The following is an 18,900-nucleotide window of genomic DNA, read 5'->3' as shown; positions in this document are numbered from 1 at the left end:
AAAACGAAAAAAACTTATAATAGACTAGTTGTCTTACTATTTTGCAGTAATGAAACGTTATGAAAACATAATGTAAAATGTACTTCTGAGAACGGAGGAAGTGTTTTGCTTTTACAAAACGTAGAGCAGTATGTGGAAAAGCTTATTCCTAAGCGCCAGGAGCTTATTGAAGAAATGGAAGCTTATGCAGAAGAACATCACGTTCCGATTATGGAATTGATTGGTGTTGAAACGCTATTGCAAATTCTTCGTCTTCATCAGCCAAAACATATATTAGAAATTGGAACAGCGATTGCATATTCGTCTATTCGAATCACCCATGCGCTTCCAGAGGCACGAGTGGTTACGGTAGAACGAAATGAAGAGCGTTACCAAAAAGCGCAAGAGTTTATTGAACGGGCGGGAAAACAAGATAAAATTGTGTCGTTGTTTGGAGATGCACTTGAGCTTAGAGATGAAATTGAACGTCATGGTCCTTATGATGCAGTCTTTATCGATGCAGCTAAAGGTCAGTATCAGCGTTTTTTCGAACATTATGAGCCGATGCTATCTTCTAAAGGAATGATTATTTCGGATAACGTACTATTTAAAGGTGACGTAGCGACCGATTTGGCGGAAGTAGAAACACGTCGACGCCGCAGCTTAATTAAAAAAATTCAGGCATACAATACGTGGCTGATGAATCATCCCGATTATTATACAACTATTCTCCCTATTGGAGACGGAATCGCGATTAGTATTAAAAGAGGTGACCAAGAATGAAAAAACCAGAACTATTAGTGACACCAACTGCAGTTTCGGAAATCGAATCATTACTACAAGCTGGAGCAACGGCTATTATGGTTGGTGAACAGCGCTACGGTTTGCGTTTAGCAGGTGAATTCAAACGTGAAGATATCGTAGAAGCTGTAAATATTGCTCATCAGCATGATGCAAAAGTCTACGTAGCGATGAACGGATTATTTCACAATGATAAAATCGCCGAATTAAATGAATATATTTTATTCTTAAAAGAAGCAAGCGTGGATGCGATTGTATTTGGAGATCCGGCTGTATTAATGGCAGTGCGTGAAACAGCTCCAGAAATGAAGATGCACTGGAGTACTGAAACAACGGGAACAAACTGGTATTCATGTAACTACTGGGGCCGCAAAGGAGCTAAGCGTGCAGTTCTTGCTCGTGAGCTAAGCATGGATAGCATCATTGATATCAAAGAAAAAGCCGAAGTAGAAATTGAAGTTCAGGTGCATGGCATGACGTGTATGTTCCAATCGAAACGTTCACTTCTTGGCAACTACTTTGAGTATCAAGGAAAAGTCATGGAAATTGAAAATCGTAAAGTAGAAAAAGATATGTTTTTACTTGATAATGAGCGAAACAATAAGTATCCAATTTTCGAAGATGAAAATGGAACGCACATTATGAGTCCAAATGATATGTGCATTATCGATGAGCTTTCCGAAATGATTGACGCTGAAGTAGATGTATTTAAAATTGACGGCGTATTAAAGTCACCGCAATATATTTTAGAAGTAACAAAAAAATATCGTCAAGCGATTGATTTATGTGTAGATGACCGTGAAGAATACGAAAACGTTAAAGACGATTTGTTAGAAGAAATTGAAAGCTTGCAGCCAATTAACCGCCCGTTAGACACAGGGTTTTTCTTTAAAGAAACTGTATATTAAAAAGCATGCAAAGAAAGATAAACAAAGGAGGTACAAACGATGGCTGTTCAAATCGATACTGTAGTAGAAGGTAAACGAGTTATTACGAAAAAGCCTGAGTTGTTAGCTCCAGCCGGTAACCTTGAAAAATTAAAAGTTGCCGTACACTATGGAGCAGATGCTGTGTTTATCGGAGGAAAAGAGTTTGGCCTTCGTTCAAATGCAGATAACTTTACATTTGAAGAAATGGCAGAAGGTGTTCAGTTTGCAAACAAATACGGCGCACGTATTTATGTTACAACAAACATTTTTGCTCACAATGAAAATATGGACGGACTTGAAGATTATTTAATGGGATTAGAGCGCGCTGGCGTTTCTGGAATCATCGTAGCTGATCCGTTAATTATCGAAACCTGTCGACGCGTTGCACCTAAGCTTGAAGTACACTTAAGTACGCAGCAATCACTTTCAAACTGGAAAGCCGTTCAATTCTGGAAAGAAGAAGGATTAGAACGTGTTGTACTTGCTCGTGAAACGGGTGCTGAAGAAATGCGCGAAATGAAAGAAAAAGTGGATATTGAAATTGAAGCTTTTATTCACGGAGCGATGTGTATTGCTTATTCAGGCCGCTGCGTGCTAAGTAACCACATGACAGCGCGTGATTCAAACCGTGGAGGCTGCTGTCAATCATGCCGTTGGGACTATGATTTATTTAAAGTAGAAGACGGTAAAACGGAAACGCCTTTATTTGATGAGCAAGACGATCCGTTTGCAATGAGTCCAAAAGATTTAAATTTAATTCAATCTATCCCTCAAATGATTGAGCTGGGTATTGATAGCTTGAAAATTGAAGGACGTATGAAGTCGATCCACTATATTGCAACAGTGGTGAGCGTATATCGCAAAGTGATTGACGCATACTGTGCAGATCCTGAGAATTTTGTGATTCAAAAAGAATGGCTTGATGAGCTAGACAAATGTGCGAACCGCGATACGGCTCCCGCCTTTTTTGAAGGGGTTCCTGGAGTGGATGAACAAATGTTTGGCGTACACGGCAAGAAAACAAAATTTGATTTTGCTGGTTTAGTATTGAATTATGATGAAGAAAAAAGCATCGTGACATTGCAACAGCGTAACTATTTTAAACCGGGAGAAGAAGTGGAATTTTTTGGTCCGGAAATTAAAAACTTTACGCAAAAAATAGATAAAATTTGGGACGAAGATGGCAATGAACTAGATGCTGCGCGTCATCCGCTGCAAATTGTGAAATTTAAAGTGGACCAACCTCTATTTTCATATAACATGATGCGAAAGGGGATTTAAATATAAAATGGGGAAAAAGCCCGTTGTAATCGGTATCGCTGGTGGATCCGGTTCTGGTAAAACAACTGTAACCAAAGCTATTTATGAGTATTTTAAAGGGCATTCTATTATGCTTCTTGAGCAAGACTATTATTATAAAGATCAAAGCGATGTACCGTTTGAACAGCGTTTGCAAACAAATTACGATCATCCTCTAGCATTTGATAATGATTTGCTGATTGAACACTTGCAAAACTTATTAAATTATGAGAGCATTGACAAACCGGTATATGATTACGCAATTCATACGCGCTCTGAGAAGGTAATTAAAGAAGAACCAAAAGATGTTATTATCTTAGAAGGTATTCTTGTACTAGAAGATCAGCGCTTGCGTAATTTAATGGATATCAAGCTATACGTAGATACAGATGCGGATCTTCGTATCATTCGTCGTATGCTTCGTGATATTAAAGAACGAGAGCGTACGCTTGAGTCAGTTGTTGATCAATACGTATCTGTCGTTCGCCCGATGCATAATCAGTTTGTTGAACCAACAAAACGCTATGCAGATATTATCATTCCTGAAGGCGGTCAAAACCACGTAGCGATTGACTTGATGGTCACTAAAATTCAAACAATTCTTGAACAAAATGCCATTTTATAATAACATAGCATAGATGCAGGAATTTTTTTGAAGACAATGCAGACATATTCTGCTAACTAAACACAAACATTATAAAGAATAGAGAAACGAGCAGCTTCTATTTTGAAGCTGTCATTTCTCTATTAACTGATTTTTCCACAGAGTGGAAAATTTTTTGTACATACAGAAATCGACTGTATACACTAGAGATTTTGAGTTCAAGAAGGAGTGAAGGGATTATGGCACAAGAAAAAGTATTTCCAATGACAGAAGAAGGAAAGCTAAAGCTAGAGCAAGAGCTAGAATATTTAAAAACAGTAAAACGTAAAGAAGTTGTAGAGCGTATCAAGATCGCCCGCAGTTTTGGAGATTTATCGGAGAACTCTGAGTACGATTCTGCAAAAGACGAGCAGGCTTTCGTGGAAGGACGTATTACAACGCTTGAGAATATGATTCGCAATGCGAAAATTATTGAAGAAGATGTAGAAAATTCTTCTATCGTATCATTAGGTAAATCTGTAACATTTGTAGAGTTGCCAGATGGTGACGAAGAAACGTATACAATTGTAGGTAGTGCAGAAGCAGATCCATTTGAAGGGAAAATTTCAAATGATTCGCCAATTGCTAAAAGTCTAATGGGCAAACAAATTGGAGATCAAGTAACTGTTCAAACTCCTGGTGGAGATATGTCAGTGAAAATTGTATCTGTTAAGTAAAACATATGGTTGGAAGCGTTCTACTGAATGCTCGTAAGTAAAAAAGCTGACACGCGTCAGCTTTTTTTATATGATTTAAAAAAACGGAGAGAATAGAAAAGATATGTAGGAAAGGAAAGATGAAGATGAAAGATATCGATTTTACTAAAACAGCGCTTGTTTTAATTGATTTACAAAAAGGGATTGTGCCAATTGGAGGAGACGAAATTGTAGAAAAATCTGTTCAGCTTGTGAATCATTTCCGCGAACAAAATGGATTTATTAGCTTTGTACGAGTAGATTTTCAAGATGGAAAAGATGCGTTGACGCCAGAAACGGATCAAAAGCCATCTGCTCCTCAAGAAAGACCTGCAGACTGGGCAGAATTCGATCCAAGACTTAATGTTCAAGAGACTGATTACATTGTGACAAAACGTCAGTGGGGAGCCTTTTTTGGGACAGATTTAGACCTTCAGCTTCGCCGAAGAGGAATTGATACAATTGTCCTTTGCGGAATTGCAACAAACATTGGTGTGGAAAGCACAGCTCGTGAAGCATTTCAGTATGGATATAACCAAATTTTTATCACGGATGCCATGGCGACATTTACAAAAGAAGAGCATGAGGCCACTCTTTCTTACATCTTTCCGAAAATAGGAAAGCTACGAACAACTCAACAATTTTTAACGGAAAATGAATAATAAAAACTTGCTGAATCAGCAAGTTTTTTTATGGAATGAAAAAAAGAATGAATATTTCTTAAGATAATGGTTTTAAAAGTAATGGCAACGTCGACACTTGTAAAGAGTGAGGTGTAGTCATGAAAATAATTCACAAGCGAATTTATATTACTCTTATTTTTATTTTATTATTAATTAGTGGACTGGGAGCACGGCTTGTTCAACTCCAGCTTGTCAGCACAGAATCTTTTACTGATAAAAATATTAACTTAATTGAAGGAAGCGTAAAACAGCGTACGCAGGAAATGGTGGTAGACGACGGGCGAGGGAAATTTGAAGATAAAAATGGGCAGTCTTTAACATCTATCACGCATAATCGCTTAGTCCTATTTCCGTTTTTAGAAAAAATGAAGTGGCCCGTTCAGCAAGTAAGCGAAATTGTGGGAATGCAACCACAGGAATTAACGAACAGACTAGCAAATGCTAAAACACCGGTTGTTATTACAAAAGAATTATCACATGCACAAGTCGAAAAAATAAATGCATTAAAGGTACCTGGCGTGTTTGGAATTCCTCTAAAAGATGAGCGTCCAGTTCCTCTTGCTGAACATTTAATCGGACTAGAAGCACAAAGCAAACAAATAATTGAAGAGAAGTACAGTGATAAATTGAAAAATGGAGCTATTAAATCAACTACGCCTGTAGGTATCTCAGGGATGCAGAGGGCTTTTGACGAGTTTTTGCTGCCTGAACAAGAGTCTAAGCTCCTTTATCATGTTGATCGCCTAGGTGGACCTATGTTTGGCATCGATGTAAAATATACGGGCACAGCTAACCCTTATTATCCAGTCAGTGTGCGTACGACGCTTGATTTGTCTGCTCAGGAGCTAGTGGAGAATACATTGAATCATTATAAGTTAAAAGACGGAGGAGCCGTCTTAATTGATATAAAAAACAATAAAGTAATTGCGATGGCCAGCAGGCCTTCGATTAATAAGAAAGATCCATTTAAAAAGCAAAACGGTTCAGACAGCGTAGAAAATCGTTTGCTGACGCCGCAAACTCCTGGATCTATATTTAAAACCGTAACAGCAGCTGCAGCGCTTGAACAAAATAAAATTCAGCCTTCTTTTACCTATAACTGCGATAAAAGTATTTATGGCAATAATGTAGAAGAAGATCATCAAAAAGGGCAGCTGACGTTTGAAGAAAGCTTTGCGCAAAGTTGTAATGCAACGTTTGCCCAGCTAGCAAAAGAAATGATAATATCTAATCCGGATATCATTGAACAATATGCTGATAAGTTAGGGCTTCTTCAGCCTGTAGGATGGACGGGTGATGTGTTTCACTTTGAACATTTTAAGCAGTTTTTAGGAGAAAAATCGGGAAGAGTTTGGACAAATGATAGAGAAAAAAAAGTACCAAATGCTGTAGCGCAAACAGCAATTGGACAGCTTGACGTAAAAGTGACTCCGCTTGCAGTAGCAAATATGATGGCGACAATTGCACGGGGAGGAGAAAAGAAGCAGGTAAAAGCGGTAGATGCGCTGGACTATAAGAACAATACGTCACTGTATACGTTTAAAGAGCATGAGCTAAAAGGAGATACGATTAATGAAGCCACAGCTGCTTCTATGCAGCAGCTTTTAAAAGGCGTCGTACAGAGCGAAAAAGGAACAGGAAGAAGATTTCAAACGCTTCCTTATGAAGTGGCAGGAAAGTCAGGAACTGCTGAAATCAATGTGAAGGCCGATATCGTCAATAAATGGTTTGCGGGTTACTTTCCGGCAGATGATCCAAAATACGCAATGGTAGTAGTGGATTTAAATACAAAAAGTGCGATATCTCCCACAAACAGCGTATTTTATGATATTGTTAAAGGGATGTATGACTTAAATACACGTTAAAATAAGAAGAATTTGTAAAAAATATTACAAATATACTTCAAATAAATTTTGATGCTTCATGTATAAGAAAACACATGTTAGAATAAAGCATTATAAAAGTTGGAGGAAATTGTAGCAATGAATAACAATCGTTCTTCAAGACACGAAAACAAAGAAAAAAAAGTAAACCGATTATATAATCTGTTAATTGCTGTCGTAGCAGTTTTAATTGTATTTGTCGGTGGTACGATGATTCTTGGAAACAAGGATAAATCGGATAACCAAGCGGAAACAACTCAAAACAATCCGCAAACAAATGACCAAAAAACGGACAAGACGGCTAAAAAAGACGATGATTCTTCGAAAGATGATCAAGCAACAGATGATCAAGCAACGGACGATCAAAGTTCTGAAGATGACCAAAGCTCTGAAGATGATCAAGCAACAGATGAAGAATCAAATGACTCAGATTCACAGGCTGAAGTAGAGAAAAATCCAGAGCCTGGCGTGGCAGAACGCAAGGTAGATCCTTCATGGGATTCAGTAGGTACGTCACAAGATGCACCTGCAGCAACTTATAAAAAAGGATCAACGGATTGGAACGAAATGCTAAAAGCTGTAGGCGAAGGATCAGGCATTAGCCCAAGCAATATGACCGTATGGCGTTTAGGGAATAACGGTGGCGTAGGTAAAGCCGTAGCTACGGTTAGTCCTAAAGGCAACTCATCAACAAAATACCGCGTTCAAATTGAATGGGTAGATGGAGAAGGCTGGAAGCCCGCAGTAGTGGATAAGCTTCAATAAGAAAAGCAGCGCGCTAGCGCTGCTTTTTTAATTTGAAATGAACAACTGCAGAGTACAGTTTTTTACCTTGTTCATAGTCCACAGACATTTGATGAGATACGCTGTGCACCTCAAGCAAAATCGCCTTATTTTGATCAATTTTTTCCGCAATTTGTTTCTCAAGCATTTTAACATCAGGCGCTTCAAAAAATTCTATTTTATCTTCAATCATTTCAAATTCAAAATTCATCTTACGACCTCCTTACCTCATTACTATAGTATAGCAAATAGAAAGTTAAAAGCTTAAAATATTTGTAAATGAAGAACAAACGATAGTTAAAAACATACTATATCCATAAGAATTGTTAGTTATAAGGAGGCGTTTTTTATGGGTCTAGAGTTTTTAGATATCTTTGAAAAGTGGGCGAATGAGTATGATGCATCGGTAAGCGGGAAAGATGAACAGTATAAAGAAGTGTTTCGCAATTATAATGAAATCTTAGAGTATGTAGCAAATCGTTCAATAGGGCATGTGATCGAATTTGGAACAGGGACTGGAAACTTAACAAAAAAACTTTTAGAAAAAGAACTTACGGTAGTAGGAATTGAGCCGTCAGTGCCAATGAGACAATTGGCACACCAGAAATTAGGAGCAGATGTTTTAGTCACACCGGGAGACTTTTTACAGTTTGATACATCGTTGTTTCCAGCAGAGAGCTTAGTTAGTACGTATGCATTTCATCATTTAACAGATAAAGAAAAAGAAGAAGCTGTGATAAACTATGGAAAGTTACTTCAAACCGGTGGTAAAATAGTGTTTGCCGATACAATGTTTGAAACAGCGGATTCATTTGCTGATACCATTGTTCAGGCAAAACAAAAAGGGTATACGCAACTAGCAGAAGATCTAGAGAGGGAATACTATACAACGATCCCTGTCTTAAAGCAAATCTTTGAAAGCAATGGTTTTCACATAACCTTTACACAATTTAATCACTTTGTGTGGGTATTGGAGGCAACGAAACAATAGTAGAAAGAGGTTTTAAAATGAAAGTAGCAATCATTGGAGCAATGGAAGAAGAAGTGACGATTTTACGCGATAAAATTGAGAATCGTCAAGAAACAGTAATCGCAGGATGTGAATACTCAACAGGAACAATCAGCGGCGTGGAGGTTGTATTATTAAAATCAGGTATTGGAAAAGTAAATGCGGCGTTATCTACAGCCATCTTACTAGAGAAGTTCAAACCTGATTACGTTATTAACACAGGATCAGCAGGCGGTTTCCATCCAGAGTTAAACGTAGGGGATGCGGTTATTTCAACAGAAGTTCGTCATCATGATGTAGATGTAACGGTATTCAACTATGAATACGGTCAAGTGCCAAACTTGCCTGCAGCTTTTAAAGCAGATGAAAAACTAGTTCGTCTTGCTGAAGAAAGCGCTCTTGAAGTAACGGATATGAAAATTGTAAAAGGATTAATTGCTACAGGAGATTCGTTCATGAACGATCCTGTGCGCGTAGAGTTTGTTCGCTCTAAGTTTCCAGACCTTTATGCAGCTGAAATGGAAGCAGCGGCTGTTGCTCAAGTATGCTATCAATTTGGCGTACCGTTCGTTATTCTTCGTGCTCTTTCTGACATCGCCGGCAAAGAATCAAATGTTTCTTTTGAGCAATTTTTAGAAAAAGCAGCTGTTAATTCAACAAAATTAGTATTGAATTTTATTACAAAATTAAAATAAGCTGTTCATAAAATATAGAGTTTGTTTTCGTCTACACTCTGCATCGTTTGTCATAACATGGGGTGTAGACTATATTTTCATCTTAATTCCTACTTTATTTATAGGTTAAGTTATATTATTTCGATAGCGAGGTGTTCAAGATTATGAAGGTAGTCAAAAACGTTCATGAATTGATTGGAAACACACCTATGATTGAGATTACACAATTTGATTTACCTAGGGAAATCAGGATATTTGCCAAGCTGGAATATGTTAATCCAGGAGGAAGTGTAAAAGATCGTTTAGGAAAAGAACTGCTGCAAGAAGCTCTTGGCTCTGGAAGACTGAAGCGAGGCGGAACGCTGGTTGAGCCTACTGCTGGGAATACGGGGATCGGGCTGGCTTTAGCTGCTCTTCAGTACGAAATAAACGTCATACTATGTGTTCCAGAAAAATTCAGTATTGAAAAACAGCAGCTTATGAAGGCTTTGGGGGCAACGGTGGTTCAAACGCCTACTGAAGCTGGTATGAAAGGTGCTATAAACAAAGCTCAAGAGCTGTTGCGTGAAATCCCTGGTTCTTATTGTCCTCAACAGTTTGCTAATCCGGCCAACCCTATGACTTATTATAAAACCTTAGGGCCAGAAATATATGAACAGCTTGATGGAAAAGTTGACGTGTTTGTAGCTGGAGCAGGTACAGGGGGAACATTTATGGGTACAGCGAAATTTTTGAAAGAAAAAAATCCTTCTCTAAAAACAGTCATCGTGGAGCCAGAAGGTTCAATTTTAAACGGGGGGAAATCCGGTCCTCACTTAACTGAAGGAATTGGAATGGAGTTCATCCCTGATTATATGGAGCGGTCTTATTTTAATGCTATTCATACTGTTGAAGATGTTTATGCTTTTCAAAGAGTGAAAGAGCTGGCTTTAAAAGAGGGGTTACTAGTAGGTAGCTCTTCAGGAGCAGCCTTTGAAGCAGCCCTGATCGAAGCAAAAAATGCAGAAAAAGGGGCTCATATCGTCACGATTTTTCCGGATAGCAGTGAACGGTACTTAAGTAAAAATATTTACAGTGGAGGAAGATAAGATGAAACGTAAAACACAGTTGATTCATGGTGGAATTGTTGGCGATGAACAGACGGGTGCTGTCTCTGTTCCTATTTATCAAGTGAGTACTTATAAACAAGAGGGAGCGGGAAAACATACGGGATATGAGTATTCGAGAACCGGTAACCCTACACGTCATGCCCTAGAAGAACTTATCAAAGAAATTGAAGGAGGATATGCTGGGTTTGCGTTTGGATCTGGTATGGCCGCTACTACTGCCGTGTTCATGCTATTTAACAGCGGAGATCATGTGTTAATTACAGATGACGTATACGGAGGAACGTATCGAGTGATCACAAAGGTACTAAGCCGTATCGGCATTGAGGCTACTTTTATTGATACAAGCGATATCCAAAATATCGAGAAAGAAATTCGCCCTAACACAAAAGCCATTTTTATTGAAACTCCAACGAATCCTCTTCTAAAAATTACTGACTTGCAGCATGCTTCTTCAGTAGCTAAACAACACCATTTACTTACCATCGTTGACAACACATTCAGTACGCCGTATTGGCAAAATCCTATCGAAAAAGGCGCAGATATTGTTCTGCACAGTGCAACTAAGTATTTAGGGGGACACAGTGACGTTGTAGCAGGGCTAGCAGTGGTGAATTCGCCTAAATTAGCTGAAGACCTTCATTTTATTCAAAATGCGACTGGAGGCATTTTAGGACCTCAGGATTCTTGGCTTTTAATGAGAGGGATTAAAACATTAGGAATACGAATGGAAGAACATGAATTCAACACGGGGAAAATAGTAGAATTTTTACTTGCCCATCCTGCTGTGGCAAAAGTATATTATCCAGGATTAAAAACCCACCCAAACCACCTCATTGCTAAAAAGCAAGCAAGAGGTTTTGGGGGAATGGTTTCGTTTGATGTGGGAAGCGAAGAGAAAGCGGAAGAAGTACTGAGCAAAGTGAAGTATTTTACATTAGCAGAAAGTTTAGGAGCCATCGAAAGCCTCATTTCCATTCCTTCTAAAATGACTCATGCTTCTATACCGAGCGACCGACGTAAAGAGCTAGGAATTACAGATGGATTAATTCGTATTTCTGTAGGTCTTGAAGATGTAGAAGATTTAATTGAAGACTTAGAAAGAGCATTGGAATAAAGGTGGTAAAAATAGGATTTTTATAGACCTATAGATCTATGATAGAGTAGAGTTATAACATTCTACTGAGAAGGTGATTGTATGAAAGCTCAACACATCAAAGCAAAAATTGAAGATTACAGCCGCTTTATTTACGTCCTTCTAGCCGTAAGTACATTCTTGTATATTGGTGTTATGATTGGCCAAGGTGAAAAAAGTGATATGCAGCTTGGAATAATGGAAGCGATCGTTATTCTTTTTACCGCCCTTGCTTTTTATTTTAGTTATCAAACTAAAAAACTAAAAAAAGAATTAATGAAAGAAAAAGAATAATAGATACAAAAAGGCGATGATCCATCGTCTTTTTTTTATGAGGGTTAAAAAAATAAAAAAATTCCCTATTTTTCAAAAAAACAGTTTACTTTTTATAAGTTCGTGGATATAATTACCATTGTAAGGAAAATACTTTATTAAAAGGAGGTCGAGTCATATGTTAAGACGTTTATCAGGTATGGATCATTCAGTTTGGGCTATGTTCAAAAATCGTCTATATATGTATACTATTCGGCCGTGTTCCTGTATCAAGTAACTTTCTTACCTTGATCGTTAAAACACGTTAATTCACCACAGGTGCGAATAGTAGCCCTGTGGTTTTTATTGTCTTTCAGCCACAGGATGCTTATGCATAACTGTGGTTTTTTTTGTATAAGGAGGTGATTGGAATGACACTGAATATTTTCTTTTTAACTATTACCATAAAGTCCCGTCAATACTCAGAGGAAGAAATTAAGCATGAACAGTATGTAAGACAATTAGAAGAAGAAATAAAAGACCGCAAGTATGAATTTTATCGTCATTTCTAATTTGAATAGTGGAAAGGAGTGGATGAATGATGATTAATCAAAAAGGATATATCGTTGTATGGCTGCTTGTGGAGAAAGATTCCACCTAAATGACTAGTAGGGGGAGTAATGATGTGTTTGCTGCGGATTATCATTTGGAAATTATTTTAAAAAAAGAGCGGAAAGAAGGATTAATTCTCCTTCTTTCCGCTCTTTTTTTTCTCTTTTTCGGCTCTGTAAAATTCGTGAAACATTTTCATCAGCGCTCGCTTTTCAATTCGCGAAACATAACTTCTTGAAATATTTAATTCCTTTGCAATTTCTCGCTGGGTTTTTTCATCCTGCAAATCCAAACCGAAGCGGCCAACAATTACTTCTTTTTCTCGATCATCGAGGATATCGATGTATTCTTTTATTTTTTCTAATTCCATATTTAGTTGAATCATATCAATTACATCGTCTGATTCTGATTTTAATACATCAATCAAACTGATTTCATTTCCTTCTTTATCCTGGCCAATTGGATCATGCAGCGACACATCTTTTTTTGTTTTTTTGAGCGCTCGCAAGTGCATCAATATTTCATTTTCAATACAGCGTGCGGCATAAGTAGCTAATTTTGTTCCTTTTCCTTGCGAATAACTTTCGATTGCTTTAATTAAACCGATTGTCCCAATTGAAATTAAATCTTCCGCATCCTCTCCCGTGTTTTCAAACTTTTTAACAATATGCGCAACGAGTCGGAGATTGTGTTCAATAAGAAGGTTTCGCGCTTCTTGATCTCCTTGTTCCATTAAAGATAAATATCTCTTTTCTTCAGCAGCAGACAAGGGTTGAGGAAACGCATTGTTTTTTACGTAGGAAACAAGGAAAACCAATTCTTTAAAGAAATAGCCTAGTGCGGTAAATAATGCAGACATCTCTTCACCTCCATAAGGGGATATCAACCTGTGAGAGACTAACATTACACTATATGTAAAAAGAAGGATGTCTTTGCCTGTACGTTTAAAATTCCCCCCAGGGACAAGAGAGTTTGAAAAAGTCCACAGATTTTTCTTTAGAGATAGTTACCAGCCTATACAGAGAAAAAGTATGTACATACGCTAGTAGTAGTTCATAGTGTAAGGAGGGAGAGTATGTACGGTTACGGAGGCTGCTGTTATCCTAATTATCCAGCTTACCCATGTGGAGGAGGGTTCGGCTGGGGACTTGGATTGTTGATTGTTCTATTTGTTCTGTTATTAATTTTCGGAAGCTTCTATTGGTTTTTTAGCTGCTGGTGTTAAAAAAAACTCATGCATGTGCATGAGTTTTTTTTAGATGACATATCCTACCGAATAGAACCATTCATTTTTAAGAATTCTTAAGGAATTTTCGCTTTGTTTCTTAAAGAAGATGATTTATTCTATAATTAAGAAAAGAAGCAAGATGATAATATTCCTTTGTAAAAGTAAATGGAGCTCTATACTTTTTTTAGCTTGAACGTACTAATCATCAAGCAAGCGAGTACGATAATTAAAAACATATAAAAGTGTGAAGGCAAATAAGGGACGCCCAAGTAGCTAAGAGTTAATAAACAACCTGCTGCGGTAATAGGGAGCCCTGTAAAATACCCAGTATTTTCTGTGATGTTAAAGCGGGCAAGACGAAGTGCTCCGCAAGCAATGTAACAGATGGTAACAATTGAACCTGCAGCACCAAAGTGAGATAAAATACTTTGATAAAGTAGTAGAGCTGGAGCGATGCCAAATGATATAATATCGCACATGGAGTCCAGTTGTTTTCCAAGTTCAGATTCAATTTGCAGCTTTCTGGCTACCATGCCGTCGAATCGGTCTGCTAACGCTGCTAAAAAAATTAGTAATAAACTTAAGTTCAATTCATTTTTCATGACAAATAAAATAGCAAAGCTTCCTAAACTTAAATTAACAATCGTTAAGGAGTTTGCCGCTTGGGATCTCAGCTTTTTAATTGTATGATCTAGATAGTCTAATAAAAACAATTTCCTCACTCCTTTAAAGGATGGAATGAACTAAAGGTAAAAATAATGGTAATTTCATTGTAGACGCAAACCTTATTCTAGTAAAGAACTATTCAGTATGTGGAGGTAAAATTATTGTTGCAGCACCTGTATCGAACGTTTATTGAGCTTACGAATCACCAGGGATCATCGAAGCTCATTCGAAAATTCACTTTCTCTAAATGGAGTCGGTTTATTATACCCTCCTATACAAAAGTTTTTAAAGTAAATAAAGAAGAAATGGACAAGCCTCTGCATCATTATCAAAACTTACACGAGCTATTTATTCGTCGTTTGAAGCCTTCTGCCCGTCCGGTCGATCAGCAGAAAGACAGCGTTGTCAGTCCTGTAGATGCAAAGATAGAAGCATATGGAGTCATTACGCCTCAAAAAGAAATGATTGTAAAAAACAAACCTTATTCTATACAGGAAATGGTTTCAAATGATCTCATTCTTGAAAAATATATAGAAGGACAGTTTATCATCCTCTATCTTAGTCCAAAAGACTATCATCGCATTCACAGTCCTCTTAAAGCACAAGTAGGGAATACGTGGACCGTTGGACAAAAGTCTTATCCAGTAAATTCATTAGGAATCAAGTATGGGAAAGAACCGCTTGTGAAAAATTTCCGGAAGCTCACGGAGTTAACATTTGAAAATGGTCACATGCTGATGGTAAAAGTAGGAGCCATGTTTATAAACAGCATTGAAGCGGTTTCTAAAAAAGAAGTAGTCGAAAAAGGGGAAGAAATGGCTTACTTCACGTTTGGCTCGACTGTCATTTTATTATTTGAGAAGAACTCAATCACTTTTGATTCTAACGTCCACTCAGGTTCTTACGTAAAATGTGGAGAACCAATTGCTCATTTGAAAAAATAGAGCCTATATAATAAAAGAGTAGATAGATAAATGAAGATGCAGCTTTCTTTTATTAAGAAGGCTCTTTTATTCGTTAAGAAGGAATTTGTATGCTAATCTTTAATGATCTTCTTTCAATTTCCTCTTCAATTAATTTTATAAAATCAGGGCTTAATTGCAGTTCGGTTGCTTTGCTGTATGACTCAATAAGCAGCTCATCTGATAATTTTCTCATAAGATTGCCGCCACCTCCTACTAAAATAAATATCCTAAAAAGTTATATTTAAATGCTAATAAATTCCTTATTTATAATCTAACATGAATCAAATAAAGGAACAATCGTTCTGTTATCCACAGCTTTCGGTGGATAAAATGTGGGTATGTTGTTTATAATTACCATTAATTGCTGAACTATAACAGAGGATAATGTGTATAACCTTATCCACATAGTTGGGGTTATCATTTTTTGTCGAAAACTTTTAACAGAATTTGTTTACCACTTACCCTATTTGATAAGTAATAAACGTTTTCTGCACTATTTTTTATTTTAAGTTTGCAGTGGGTAAATATATCGTAAGCTCACGAACAAATGGAGGTTTACTGCCTTTTGTCAATAACTTTCTGTATAAAGTTAAAGCATTCACAAGGCATATCCTTTATACTAAGAAAAGACCTGTTTTTGAAGAGAATAAAATTTTAGGTTGGAAAATAACAAGAAGTCGTTATAATGATAGACGGCGTTAATTTTAGTATGTAACTATATATTCGAGGTGCATGATACGTGTTGAAACTTTTTTTACCAAATGAACATGTGAAAAACGTGTTTCAAATTAAGCCAGACGATTTGAAAGAGCGCGGGATAAAAGGAATTATTACCGACTTAGATAACACGTTGGTGGAATGGGATCGCCCTGATGCCACTCCGGAATTAATTGAGTGGTTTCAGTTAATGAAAGATAGTGGAATTAAAATTACGATTGTATCGAATAATGTGGAGAAACGAGTCAAGCTGTTTTCAGATCCAGTTGGACTTCCATTTGTATATAAAGCACGCAAACCGATGCGTAAAGCATTTAGAAGAGCTCTTCGTGATATGGAGCTGCAAAAAGATGAGGTTGTGGTCATTGGCGACCAGCTTTTAACGGATGTATTAGGAGGAAATCGCCTAGGCGTATATACGGTTTTGGTTGTACCAGTTGCGCAAACAGATGGATTTGTAACGAAATTTAACCGTAAAATGGAACGAAGAATTTTAGGTTGGATGAAACGAAAAGGTATGATTAACTGGGAGGATTAAAACGTGAGTGAAGAAAAAATACAGTGCGTAGGATGCGGAGTGGAGATTCAAACAGAACGACCGAATGAACTTGGCTACGCTCCAAAATCAGCATTAGAAAAAGAAGCTATTATTTGCCAGCGATGCTTTCGCTTGAAGCATTATAATGAAGTACAAGATGTTTCCTTAACAGACGATGATTTTTTAAAAATCTTAAATGGAATTGGTCAAACGGACGGTTTGGTTGTAAAAGTTGTAGATATCTTTGACTTTAACGGCAGCTGGTTACCTGGTTTGCATCGATTTGTTGGAAATAATAAGGTTCTTTTAGTGGGAAATAAAGCAGATTTACTGCCGAAGTCTATAAAGAAAAATAAACTAATTCATTGGATGAAGCGAGAAGCGAAAGAGCTTGGCCTAAAATCAGTGGATGTGTTCCTCATGAGCGCGCAAAAAGGACAAGGAATTCGAGAAATTGCCGAAGCCATTGAACATTATCGCGAAGGTAAAGATGTATATGTTGTTGGATGTACAAACGTTGGTAAATCGACATTTATTAATGCCATTATTAAAGAAGTAACGGGAGAAAAAGATATTATTACTACGTCTCAATATCCGGGCACAACGCTTGATATGATTGATATCCCGCTTGATAACGGCGCGTCTTTATATGATACGCCTGGCATTATTAATCATCATCAAATGGCTCACTATGTAGATAAACGAGACTTAAAGTTAATTTCTCCTAAAAAAGAAATAAAGCCGAAGGTTTATCAGCTAAACGAAGGGCAAACGCTATACTTTGGAGGACTGGCGCGCTTAGATTATGTACAGGGAGGCCGCAAGTCGTTAACATGTTATGTATCGAATGATTTGCATATCCATCGTACAAAGCTTGAAAAAGCAGATGAGTTGTATGAAAAGCAAGCAGGTGAACTGCTTCAGCCGCCGCGCCCAGAGCAAATGAGTGAGTTTCCTGAACTTGTTGCACATGAATTTACAATCAAAAATGAAAAGACGGATATTGTTTTTTCAGGGCTTGGCTGGGTGACGGTTAATGAGTCAGGTTCAAAAGTTGTGGCGCATGCACCAAAAGGAGTCGGCGTATTTGTGCGCGATTCTTTAATTTAAACAAAAAGGGGAAAAAATCTTGAGTACATTATATGGGCTAGTTGGTTATCCGCTTGGGCATTCACTATCGCCATTGATGCAAAATGATGCCTTTAAACGTCTGAACATGGATGCGCATTATGAGGCTTTTCCAATTGAACCTGTTCATTTTGAGTCAGCTATTGGAGAGCTAAAAGATAAAAACATTCAAGGATTTAATGTCACGATTCCGTATAAAGTTGATATTATGAATCATTTGGATGAAGTCGATTCATTAGCAAAGGCAATTGGCGCTGTAAATACAGTTGTTAATCAAGATGGCCGTTATATTGGATACAATACCGACGGAGAGGGGTATGTGACTTCTTTACTCAAAGCAGTAGAAGGCGGCTTATCCCAAAAAAGAATTTTAATTATTGGAGCTGGAGGAGCTGCAAAAGCTATTTTTTATACAATTGCAGCTCAGCACGCTCCCGATGTAATTGCGATATGCAATCGTACCGTCGAAAAAGCAGCTTTACTAGCTAACGAGCTGCCTTTTTCGACGAAAACGGCGGCGATGTCTATTTCTGATGCGGAAAAACAACTAGATACATTCGATATTATTATTAATACCACTTCGGTGGGGATGTATCCTAACGTTGATGAGCTGCCTTTAGCACTTACTTTATTGCAAAAAGAAGCGGTAGTCAGCGATATTATTTACAACCCTTTAAAAACAAAGCTTTTGAAAGAGGCTGAAGCAAAAGGGGCAGGCACTCATAACGGTGTCGGTATGTTTGTACTGCAAGGTGCACTTGCATTTGAAAAATGGACGAAGGTCCGTCCTGACGAAGAGGCAATGGAACACATTGTTCTTTCAACACTAACTAAGAGATAAGATACAACGGAGGTTTTTATGTTAACAGGTAAACAAAAACGTTTTTTACGTTCAAAAGCACATCATTTAAATCCAATTTTCCAAGTAGGAAAAGGTGGAGTCAATGAAAATATGATTGGTCAAATTGCTGATGCATTAGAAGCAAGAGAATTATTAAAAGTAAGCATTCTGCAAAACTGTGACGAAGATCGTGACACGGTTGCTGCTCGATTAACAAAAGGAACAAAAGCAGAGCTTGTACAAGTGATTGGAAATACAATTGTGTTATATAAAGAATCACGTGAAAATAAGCAGTTAATGCTTCCAAAAGTGAAATGAAATAGAGCGGGGAAAC

At 37.5% G+C, this 18,900-nt stretch carries 24 protein-coding genes; 20 read left to right on the top strand and 4 right to left on the bottom strand.

The annotated features are described in order from the left end of the window. The first annotated feature begins 105 nt into the window (after positions 1-105). From CEQ83_RS22335 to CEQ83_RS22300, 8 genes are all read left to right on the top strand, one after another. The gene (locus CEQ83_RS22335) at positions 106-762 is read left to right on the top strand and encodes an O-methyltransferase (protein WP_155017512.1); all 657 of its coding nucleotides are present in this window, start codon (positions 106-108) and stop codon (positions 760-762) included. Continuing rightward, positions 759-1,688, top strand: coding sequence for a peptidase U32 family protein (locus CEQ83_RS22330; protein WP_028411677.1), 930 nt, complete (start codon positions 759-761; stop codon positions 1,686-1,688). Before CEQ83_RS22335 ends, CEQ83_RS22330 begins: the two co-directional genes overlap by 4 nt. Before the next feature lie 39 nt (positions 1,689-1,727). Further along, positions 1,728-2,990 carry a peptidase U32 family protein gene (locus tag CEQ83_RS22325; protein WP_098112957.1) on the top strand — a complete coding sequence of 421 codons (1,263 nt, stop codon included), beginning with the start codon at positions 1,728-1,730 and terminating at the stop codon, positions 2,988-2,990. 7 nt (positions 2,991-2,997) lie between these two features. Continuing rightward, complete coding sequence (gene udk / locus CEQ83_RS22320; protein ID WP_028411675.1) at positions 2,998-3,633, top strand: uridine kinase; 636 nt, start codon at positions 2,998-3,000, stop codon at positions 3,631-3,633. A gap of 218 nt (positions 3,634-3,851) precedes the next feature. Next, positions 3,852-4,328, top strand: coding sequence for a transcription elongation factor GreA (greA, locus tag CEQ83_RS22315; protein ID WP_013059279.1), 477 nt, complete (start codon positions 3,852-3,854; stop codon positions 4,326-4,328). Positions 4,329-4,447: 119 nt separating this feature from the next. Then, the gene (locus CEQ83_RS22310; RefSeq protein WP_028411674.1) at positions 4,448-5,008 is read left to right on the top strand and encodes an isochorismatase family protein; all 561 of its coding nucleotides are present in this window, start codon (positions 4,448-4,450) and stop codon (positions 5,006-5,008) included. Positions 5,009-5,127: 119 nt separating this feature from the next. Next, positions 5,128-6,894, top strand: coding sequence for a peptidoglycan D,D-transpeptidase FtsI family protein (locus tag CEQ83_RS22305; RefSeq protein ID WP_028411673.1), 1,767 nt, complete (start codon positions 5,128-5,130; stop codon positions 6,892-6,894). Positions 6,895-7,011: 117 nt separating this feature from the next. Beyond that, the gene (locus tag CEQ83_RS22300) at positions 7,012-7,677 is read left to right on the top strand and encodes a YrrS family protein (protein ID WP_013059276.1); all 666 of its coding nucleotides are present in this window, start codon (positions 7,012-7,014) and stop codon (positions 7,675-7,677) included. Positions 7,678-7,690: 13 nt separating this feature from the next. Here the strand turns inward: CEQ83_RS22300 and CEQ83_RS22295 are convergent, their stop codons facing one another. Beyond that, on the bottom strand, positions 7,691-7,906 hold the full coding sequence (locus CEQ83_RS22295; RefSeq protein WP_013085082.1) for a DUF2536 family protein: 216 nt from the start codon (positions 7,904-7,906) through the stop codon (positions 7,691-7,693). 138 nt (positions 7,907-8,044) lie between these two features. On the opposite strand from CEQ83_RS22295, the gene CEQ83_RS22290 reads away from it, so the two are divergent. From CEQ83_RS22290 to CEQ83_RS22265, 6 genes are all read left to right on the top strand, one after another. Beyond that, complete coding sequence (locus tag CEQ83_RS22290) at positions 8,045-8,686, top strand: class I SAM-dependent methyltransferase (RefSeq protein WP_028411672.1); 642 nt, start codon at positions 8,045-8,047, stop codon at positions 8,684-8,686. Positions 8,687-8,703: 17 nt separating this feature from the next. Further along, entirely contained in the window at positions 8,704-9,399 is a 696-nt protein-coding gene (mtnN, locus tag CEQ83_RS22285) for a 5'-methylthioadenosine/S-adenosylhomocysteine nucleosidase (protein WP_028411671.1), read from the top strand. 143 nt (positions 9,400-9,542) lie between these two features. After that, on the top strand, positions 9,543-10,466 hold the full coding sequence (locus tag CEQ83_RS22280; RefSeq protein ID WP_028411670.1) for a PLP-dependent cysteine synthase family protein: 924 nt from the start codon (positions 9,543-9,545) through the stop codon (positions 10,464-10,466). 1 nt (position 10,467) lies between these two features. After that, positions 10,468-11,601 carry a bifunctional cystathionine gamma-lyase/homocysteine desulfhydrase gene (locus CEQ83_RS22275; protein ID WP_028411669.1) on the top strand — a complete coding sequence of 378 codons (1,134 nt, stop codon included), beginning with the start codon at positions 10,468-10,470 and terminating at the stop codon, positions 11,599-11,601. 81 nt (positions 11,602-11,682) lie between these two features. Then, positions 11,683-11,913: a YrhC family protein gene (locus CEQ83_RS22270; protein WP_028411668.1), complete on the top strand. Its 231-nt coding sequence runs from the start codon at positions 11,683-11,685 to the stop codon at positions 11,911-11,913. A gap of 389 nt (positions 11,914-12,302) precedes the next feature. Beyond that, entirely contained in the window at positions 12,303-12,443 is a 141-nt protein-coding gene (locus CEQ83_RS22265; protein ID WP_014458165.1) for a YrzI family small protein, read from the top strand. Between the two features lie 170 nt (positions 12,444-12,613). On the opposite strand, the gene sigK is transcribed toward CEQ83_RS22265, so the two are convergent. Continuing rightward, positions 12,614-13,342 (bottom strand): RNA polymerase sporulation sigma factor SigK, encoded by a 729-nt coding sequence (sigK, locus tag CEQ83_RS22260; RefSeq protein WP_013059268.1) that lies wholly within the window; start codon positions 13,340-13,342, stop codon positions 12,614-12,616. A gap of 216 nt (positions 13,343-13,558) precedes the next feature. Here sigK and CEQ83_RS27280 point away from each other — a divergent pair, with 216 nt between their 5' ends. Next, positions 13,559-13,708 carry a hypothetical protein gene (locus CEQ83_RS27280; RefSeq protein ID WP_014458166.1) on the top strand — a complete coding sequence of 50 codons (150 nt, stop codon included), beginning with the start codon at positions 13,559-13,561 and terminating at the stop codon, positions 13,706-13,708. Between the two features lie 176 nt (positions 13,709-13,884). Here CEQ83_RS27280 and pssA read toward each other — a convergent pair whose 3' ends face one another. Beyond that, positions 13,885-14,424 carry a CDP-diacylglycerol--serine O-phosphatidyltransferase gene (gene pssA, locus CEQ83_RS22255; protein WP_013059266.1) on the bottom strand — a complete coding sequence of 180 codons (540 nt, stop codon included), beginning with the start codon at positions 14,422-14,424 and terminating at the stop codon, positions 13,885-13,887. A gap of 114 nt (positions 14,425-14,538) precedes the next feature. Here pssA and CEQ83_RS22250 point away from each other — a divergent pair, with 114 nt between their 5' ends. After that, entirely contained in the window at positions 14,539-15,321 is a 783-nt protein-coding gene (locus CEQ83_RS22250) for a phosphatidylserine decarboxylase (protein WP_028411667.1), read from the top strand. Between the two features lie 73 nt (positions 15,322-15,394). Here the strand turns inward: CEQ83_RS22250 and CEQ83_RS22245 are convergent, their stop codons facing one another. Continuing rightward, a complete protein-coding gene (locus tag CEQ83_RS22245; protein WP_013059264.1) occupies positions 15,395-15,535 on the bottom strand; it encodes a sporulation histidine kinase inhibitor Sda in 141 nt (46 codons plus the stop codon). Positions 15,536-16,084: 549 nt separating this feature from the next. Here CEQ83_RS22245 and CEQ83_RS22240 point away from each other — a divergent pair. From CEQ83_RS22240 to yhbY, 4 genes are read left to right on the top strand one after another with little or no spacing between them, the layout of a single operon-like run. Further along, on the top strand, positions 16,085-16,597 hold the full coding sequence (locus tag CEQ83_RS22240) for a YqeG family HAD IIIA-type phosphatase (protein ID WP_013059263.1): 513 nt from the start codon (positions 16,085-16,087) through the stop codon (positions 16,595-16,597). A gap of 3 nt (positions 16,598-16,600) precedes the next feature. Continuing rightward, entirely contained in the window at positions 16,601-17,707 is a 1,107-nt protein-coding gene (gene yqeH / locus CEQ83_RS22235) for a ribosome biogenesis GTPase YqeH (RefSeq protein ID WP_028411666.1), read from the top strand. A gap of 19 nt (positions 17,708-17,726) precedes the next feature. After that, complete coding sequence (gene aroE, locus CEQ83_RS22230) at positions 17,727-18,566, top strand: shikimate dehydrogenase (RefSeq protein ID WP_028411665.1); 840 nt, start codon at positions 17,727-17,729, stop codon at positions 18,564-18,566. 18 nt (positions 18,567-18,584) lie between these two features. Continuing rightward, on the top strand, positions 18,585-18,884 hold the full coding sequence (gene yhbY, locus CEQ83_RS22225) for a ribosome assembly RNA-binding protein YhbY (RefSeq protein ID WP_013059260.1): 300 nt from the start codon (positions 18,585-18,587) through the stop codon (positions 18,882-18,884). Positions 18,885-18,900: the final 16 nt, after the last annotated feature.

Origin of the sequence: Priestia megaterium, from assembly GCF_009497655.1 — a bacterium.
In the GTDB taxonomy this organism is placed as follows: Bacteria; Bacillota; Bacilli; order Bacillales; family Bacillaceae_H; genus Priestia; species Priestia zanthoxyli.
Note: the sequence above shows the minus strand (reverse complement) of the source record. Positions and strands in the feature narration are given on the sequence as shown.

Coding starts and splice junctions, on each gene's coding strand:
- CEQ83_RS22330 (WP_028411677.1), top strand. CDS start 759: ATGAAAAAACCAGAACTATTAGTGACACCAACTGCAGTTTCGGAAATC.
- CEQ83_RS22325 (WP_098112957.1), top strand. CDS start 1,728: ATGGCTGTTCAAATCGATACTGTAGTAGAAGGTAAACGAGTTATTACG.
- udk (WP_028411675.1), top strand. CDS start 2,998: ATGGGGAAAAAGCCCGTTGTAATCGGTATCGCTGGTGGATCCGGTTCT.
- greA (WP_013059279.1), top strand. CDS start 3,852: ATGGCACAAGAAAAAGTATTTCCAATGACAGAAGAAGGAAAGCTAAAG.
- CEQ83_RS22310 (WP_028411674.1), top strand. CDS start 4,448: ATGAAGATGAAAGATATCGATTTTACTAAAACAGCGCTTGTTTTAATT.
- CEQ83_RS22305 (WP_028411673.1), top strand. CDS start 5,128: ATGAAAATAATTCACAAGCGAATTTATATTACTCTTATTTTTATTTTA.
- CEQ83_RS22300 (WP_013059276.1), top strand. CDS start 7,012: ATGAATAACAATCGTTCTTCAAGACACGAAAACAAAGAAAAAAAAGTA.
- CEQ83_RS22295 (WP_013085082.1), bottom strand. CDS start 7,906: ATGAATTTTGAATTTGAAATGATTGAAGATAAAATAGAATTTTTTGAA.
- CEQ83_RS22290 (WP_028411672.1), top strand. CDS start 8,045: ATGGGTCTAGAGTTTTTAGATATCTTTGAAAAGTGGGCGAATGAGTAT.
- mtnN (WP_028411671.1), top strand. CDS start 8,704: ATGAAAGTAGCAATCATTGGAGCAATGGAAGAAGAAGTGACGATTTTA.
- CEQ83_RS22280 (WP_028411670.1), top strand. CDS start 9,543: ATGAAGGTAGTCAAAAACGTTCATGAATTGATTGGAAACACACCTATG.
- CEQ83_RS22275 (WP_028411669.1), top strand. CDS start 10,468: ATGAAACGTAAAACACAGTTGATTCATGGTGGAATTGTTGGCGATGAA.
- CEQ83_RS22270 (WP_028411668.1), top strand. CDS start 11,683: ATGAAAGCTCAACACATCAAAGCAAAAATTGAAGATTACAGCCGCTTT.
- CEQ83_RS22265 (WP_014458165.1), top strand. CDS start 12,303: ATGACACTGAATATTTTCTTTTTAACTATTACCATAAAGTCCCGTCAA.
- sigK (WP_013059268.1), bottom strand. CDS start 13,342: ATGTCTGCATTATTTACCGCACTAGGCTATTTCTTTAAAGAATTGGTT.
- CEQ83_RS27280 (WP_014458166.1), top strand. CDS start 13,559: ATGTACGGTTACGGAGGCTGCTGTTATCCTAATTATCCAGCTTACCCA.
- CEQ83_RS22245 (WP_013059264.1), bottom strand. CDS start 15,535: ATGAGAAAATTATCAGATGAGCTGCTTATTGAGTCATACAGCAAAGCA.
- yhbY (WP_013059260.1), top strand. CDS start 18,585: ATGTTAACAGGTAAACAAAAACGTTTTTTACGTTCAAAAGCACATCAT.